The organism is Bartonella sp. AA18HLJMS, assembly GCF_042197245.1.
In the GTDB taxonomy this organism is placed as follows: Bacteria; Pseudomonadota; Alphaproteobacteria; order Rhizobiales; family Rhizobiaceae; genus Bartonella.
The window spans coordinates 1-4,812 of record NZ_JBHIRP010000007.1 but is presented as its reverse complement, the minus strand read 5'-3'; the positions used below and the strand labels follow the sequence as shown (position 1 = coordinate 4,812).

Genomic DNA, 4,812 nt, shown 5'->3' with positions numbered 1-4,812 from the left:
GTTTTTACGATTTTGCAAATTCACAGAAAACAACAAACTTCCGATCAACTGCCCCATTAAAGCCTATACAAGCCTATACAAGCCTATTCATTGCCATCAACCCTTTCCCCCAGAGATCAGCGTAAAATGAGAAAAACAATCGATGCCCTCCTCCCAAGCCGTGAAGAAATGGCATGATCTAAAACTTACGCCTCCCCCATGACACGAGCACTACATGCGCTTTTTCAGCGCTGCGTTTAATTGTTTGGTAACCTTGTAATACGAGATCAAACGCTTGATAAAAGAAATATACAGTGCCACAATGGGTATTGTTAAGAAAAAATCAAAAACACCCCCCAGCAGAATGATCAAAATCACCGTCCAAGCTGCCGCCATTTCGTAATGCATTTTATCCCCTTCCCTTTATAAATTGATTGATTGGGTTGCTTCAGTCACTTCTTCCAACTGCTGAATCTTCTTTTTCAATCGATGAGTTAAAATTTCACGAAGGATCACAACAACAGGGATCGTTGCAAAAATACATACCGATAAAAAAAACCAGAAAAGCAAGAGAATGGCAAAATATTCAAATCTGCTCTCATCTATCTCATCTATCCCTTTAAAGAAAATCACATAGACATAAGCTTTGAAAAATATAATGATGAAAGAGAGGCATGCGTGGAGGATATAATCTTTGCGTGAAAAAGCGAGCCATTTTTTTAACGAATAGGAACTTATCTTTGTTTCTAGTGCTAAGTTTTGCGGCACTCTCTCTTTCCCTTTTCCGCTTTTTTCAAAGAAACAAAAACGCTGTGGCTGTTCTTTCATCAAACGTCTTTGTTTTTTCACTCTGTAATAGAGCCTCAAACGCTTTATTAAAGAATAATAAGGCGCCACAATAATCATATTCACAAAAATGGCAAAAACTGTAACTGCATTTAGAAGAAAACATCCAATCGGCAGAAACAAAACAAAAACCGCGGCCTCACTCCTCATGCGTATAACCTCATTGATTAATCTCTTGCTGCTTTATTTTTTCTTTTAGTTTTTTCTTTATTTTTTCCAATTTACGCTCTTTAAAACGACAAATGCCCCACAAAATAGGAAGGGGTGTGAGAAGACAAAACCATATCAACACTGGTAAGAGAAAAATAAGAGAACCAATTCCTTCCCATCTTGTCCATTGCAACGGCTGTACCAGAGACTTTGCACCCGCAGGAACTTCTAAAGCCATCATGATAAGGCATGTACAAAACATGATGAAAAAGCGGTGCCCTATTATTTTACACCGTCCCACCCCTTTACGCCTTTCCACTGAAGACACCATAAATTTTCTAAATGAAAAGAAAGACTCTTCAAATGTTGCTTTTTTCTCCTGCATTGTTCCCCTCTGCTTTTACGCTTCGCGCTTTTTACGCTCTATTTTTAGGTTTAAGCTCTTTTTAACTTATCTAAACGCTTTATTTTTTCTCAATAATTTTTTTCCTCAACCCTAATTTCTACATCCATATATTCTAACTCCCCATCCTTTATGTAAAGAATATGAGGACGATAGTTTTTTCCATCAACTTCACAAATCGCGTCCTTTTCGTAAACAAAATATCCCTGTTGCCTTAATTCTTGTCTTTTTTCCTCGATCAAATTTTCATAAGAATCTCTTCTTCTATTGCACAAATTGGGATCTGTAGCTCTAAAACATTCATAGCTCTCTACCTCCATGGAAAAATCCTTTGCCGCCTGTTGAAGCAAATCGTAACTGGGTTGCTTTGTCTTTTCTACCGCCTGAGCAATCACCATTGCGCGTTCCAGATGCTCCTCTTCGATGCTTGTTTCAAAGCCCAGCTTCTCACCTTCCATAAAGCTTTTGTGATAAGAGTGTAAAGTTTCAACATCGCCCATCAAAGCCAGAGCCGCAAGATAACGCAGGGAATAAGAAGCCAACCGAGGGACCACAGTTTTGTTTTCCCAAGGCAGGATTCTATATTGAGAGTGAAGCATCTTGCCAAGATCAACCTCAGTCATTGCCTCATCTAAAGCTTTCTCGAGTGCACGACGTAAACATCCAACGCTTACCTTTTCTTCAAAAATTTCCAACCCCTTCACATCAAAACTCAATTCAAGAGCAATCAAGCCTCCAGAATTATAAGGGTCTATTGTTTGGCAAGCCGCCGCATGGATACCAGAAACCACTGCAATTGCACAATCAAATCGCGGATACCCCTTCTCAGCATTATAAAGAAACTGCACTTCACGATCTGGTAAATAATAGGTGGCCAAATGATCTCCTTTTCCTTCAATTTCCACCTTCCACCCCAAACTCTTTAAAAGCGCCGTTGCACTTTCCATCGTTAAGATTTCCTCATCAGAAAGAGAAAACTCTTTTTTCTCAGATAACAGCTTAATCATCGGCATTGCTCCACTAGACGGCTCAAAAGCGACAGGTTGTTCAAGCACGCGGCTTAATTCTTTTGTCACTTGGCAATACAGTCTCACCCGCTTGAAAGTAGAGTAATACAATGCCCAAATAAACATCATGACCACAGCAGAAAGCAGCGTGAAAAGCGTCAAGCCCACACCCCACGAGAGTACAACAACAATATCCATCATTTTAATATCTATCATTTTCCCCGCCCCTTCATGCGCTGTTTTGTTGAGAAGCGGTTTCTCTCCGCTTCCAGATTGCTTGCTCCAACATATCGATCTTTTCTTTCAACAGAACCGTGAAAATGATACGAACCACAAAGGCAACAGGGATGAACAAAAAAATAAACCATGATATAAGCTGCATGATTAACGAGAGAGCTGCCACGACATCCCCTTCCCACTCCGCCAACTTCCACCCAAGCAACATGGGTACGAAGCGAAGAGCCATTCTTAAAGCTGCCACAATGAAAGCAATGCAAAAGATGACTTTATAATTTTTGCTTGTCAAAAACGCTTCTTCCAGCGAAAAAGACCGTGGTTCTTTATCCAATGATACATTTTTTTCATTGCCCCTCATTTTTTATCCCTCATTTGTTTCAATTTCTAAGCCATTTTCATGAACCGAAGCTTTCGTCCTCACAATGGATGAGCGTTCATCAATATCAAACGCTTGTATCCCTCATCTTTTATAAAGACAATATCAGGGGTGCATTTTTTCATCACCTTCAAACATCACACGAATAGAAACTCTCCTACAACGCATGAGAATATATAAAGACCAGTATTCATTTTCTTCCCGCCCTTCACACGCTGTTTTGTTGGTAAGCCGTTTTTCTTCGCTGCCAGATTTCTTGATCCAACTTATCGATCTTTTTTTTCAACAAACGCGTAAAGATGATACGGACCACAAAGGCAACAGGAATGAGTACAAAAATTAAATCTAATATAACCTGCACGATGCAAAAGAGAACTGTTATAACATCTCCTTCCCACCCCGCCAACTTCCACTCAAGCCACATGAGTAAGAAGAGAAGAGCCGTTCTTAAAGCTGCCACAATGAAAGCAATGCAAAAGATGACTTTATAATTTTTGCTTGTCAAAAACGCTTCTTCCAGCGAAAAAGACCGTGGTTCTTTATCCAATGATACATTTTTTTCATTGCCCCTCATTTTTTATCCCTCATTTGTTTCAATTTCTAAGCCATTTTCATGAACCGAAGCTTTCGTCCTCACAATGGATGAGCGTTCATCAATATCAAACGCTTGTATCCCTCATCTTTTATAAAGACAATATCAGGGGTGCATTTTTTCATCACCTTCAAACATCGCACGAATAGAAGGTCTTCTAAAACGCATGAGAATATATAAAGACCAGTATTCATTTTCTGCCCTCCCTTCACGCGCTGTTTTGTTGAGAAGCGGTTTTTCTTCGCTGCCAGATTTCTTGATCCAACTTATCGATCTTTTTTTTCAACAAACGCGTAAAGATGATACCGACCACAAAGGCAACAGGAATGAGTACAAAAAGAAGCGCTGATATAAAAACCAATATTAATGTTAAAATGAACAGGATATAATTCCACCACCCTGTCAAATCCCACTTAAAAAACATAAAGAATGCCATTATAAAAGCTGACACAATGAAAGCAATGCAAAAGATGACTTTATAATTTTTGCTTGTCAAAAACGCTTCTTCCAGCGAAAAAGACCGTAACTCTTCATCCAATGATGCATTTTTTCCATTGCCCCTCATTTTTTATCCCTCATTTGTTTCAATTTTTAAGCCATTTTCATGAACCGAAGCTTTCGTCCTCACAATGAATGAGGGTTCATCAATATCAAGCGCTTGTATCCCTCATTTTTTATAAAGACAATATCAGGGGTGCCTTTTTTTCATCACCTTCAAACATCATGTTTTCATCACTCACAGTATATCCCCTATTATCTTAAGGCTTCTCTTTTCTCCTCGATCAAATTTTCATAAAATATCTTCTTCTATTGCACAAATTTGGGTCTCTGACTCTAAAATTCTAAGTGCTCTTTTTATTTTCAGGAAGATAAGCTGCTTTCCAAAGAAGAAGCAAACGAGTGCAAGAAAATCGTAACGAGGTTGCTTTGTCTTTATGACGATTTGAATCATCAACAAAACCGGCCCAAATAGATTTTTTCGATATTTTTTTTCAAAGCCCAAATTTTCATCTTCCATAAAGCTTTTATGAGAAAGCTGCCAAATGTTAATATCAGCCCTCAATACCAAAGCCCCAAGGGTGTGCAAGTAAAGAAGAAGCCACTTGAGAGATAGCACAATTTCCTTTTCCCAAGGAAGGGTGTTCTATTGAAAGCCAAGCACGCAGACAAGATCAACCTCAGTCCCAGATCAACCTCATTCATTGCCTCATCAAAAACTTCC

General features: G+C 39.0%; 8 protein-coding genes. All 8 read right to left on the bottom strand.

Going from position 1 to position 4,812, the window contains the following annotated elements; all coding sequences use genetic code 11:
• Positions 1-210 precede the first annotated feature (210 nt).
• Positions 211-387 (bottom strand): hypothetical protein, encoded by a 177-nt coding sequence (locus ACFINW_RS05305; protein WP_273790878.1) that lies wholly within the window; start codon positions 385-387, stop codon positions 211-213.
• A 15-nt stretch (positions 388-402) separates the two neighbouring features.
• A complete protein-coding gene (locus tag ACFINW_RS05300) occupies positions 403-975 on the bottom strand; it encodes a hypothetical protein (protein WP_375673879.1) in 573 nt (190 codons plus the stop codon).
• Between the two features lie 10 nt (positions 976-985).
• The gene (locus tag ACFINW_RS05295; protein ID WP_375627743.1) at positions 986-1,360 is read right to left on the bottom strand and encodes a hypothetical protein; all 375 of its coding nucleotides are present in this window, start codon (positions 1,358-1,360) and stop codon (positions 986-988) included.
• Between the two features lie 89 nt (positions 1,361-1,449).
• Entirely contained in the window at positions 1,450-2,586 is a 1,137-nt protein-coding gene (locus ACFINW_RS05290) for a DUF6990 domain-containing protein (protein WP_375673957.1), read from the bottom strand.
• 28 nt (positions 2,587-2,614) lie between these two features.
• Positions 2,615-2,980, bottom strand: a complete 366-nt coding sequence (locus tag ACFINW_RS05285) for a hypothetical protein (RefSeq protein WP_375673877.1) — start codon at positions 2,978-2,980, stop codon at positions 2,615-2,617.
• A 226-nt stretch (positions 2,981-3,206) separates the two neighbouring features.
• Positions 3,207-3,572 (bottom strand): hypothetical protein, encoded by a 366-nt coding sequence (locus ACFINW_RS05280; RefSeq protein WP_375673875.1) that lies wholly within the window; start codon positions 3,570-3,572, stop codon positions 3,207-3,209.
• A 226-nt stretch (positions 3,573-3,798) separates the two neighbouring features.
• Positions 3,799-4,155 (bottom strand): hypothetical protein, encoded by a 357-nt coding sequence (locus tag ACFINW_RS05275; protein ID WP_375673873.1) that lies wholly within the window; start codon positions 4,153-4,155, stop codon positions 3,799-3,801.
• Between the two features lie 225 nt (positions 4,156-4,380).
• Positions 4,381-4,653 carry a hypothetical protein gene (locus ACFINW_RS05270; RefSeq protein WP_375673871.1) on the bottom strand — a complete coding sequence of 91 codons (273 nt, stop codon included), beginning with the start codon at positions 4,651-4,653 and terminating at the stop codon, positions 4,381-4,383.
• Positions 4,654-4,812: the final 159 nt, after the last annotated feature.

Bases quoted from the DNA above. Each gene is read 5' to 3' on its own strand.
- ACFINW_RS05305 (WP_273790878.1), bottom strand. From the start codon at position 387: ATGCATTACGAAATGGCGGCAGCTTGGACGGTGATTTTGATCATTCTG.
- ACFINW_RS05300 (WP_375673879.1), bottom strand. From the start codon at position 975: ATGAGGAGTGAGGCCGCGGTTTTTGTTTTGTTTCTGCCGATTGGATGT.
- ACFINW_RS05295 (WP_375627743.1), bottom strand. From the start codon at position 1,360: ATGCAGGAGAAAAAAGCAACATTTGAAGAGTCTTTCTTTTCATTTAGA.
- ACFINW_RS05290 (WP_375673957.1), bottom strand. From the start codon at position 2,586: ATGATGGATATTGTTGTTGTACTCTCGTGGGGTGTGGGCTTGACGCTT.
- ACFINW_RS05285 (WP_375673877.1), bottom strand. From the start codon at position 2,980: ATGAGGGGCAATGAAAAAAATGTATCATTGGATAAAGAACCACGGTCT.
- ACFINW_RS05280 (WP_375673875.1), bottom strand. From the start codon at position 3,572: ATGAGGGGCAATGAAAAAAATGTATCATTGGATAAAGAACCACGGTCT.
- ACFINW_RS05275 (WP_375673873.1), bottom strand. From the start codon at position 4,155: ATGAGGGGCAATGGAAAAAATGCATCATTGGATGAAGAGTTACGGTCT.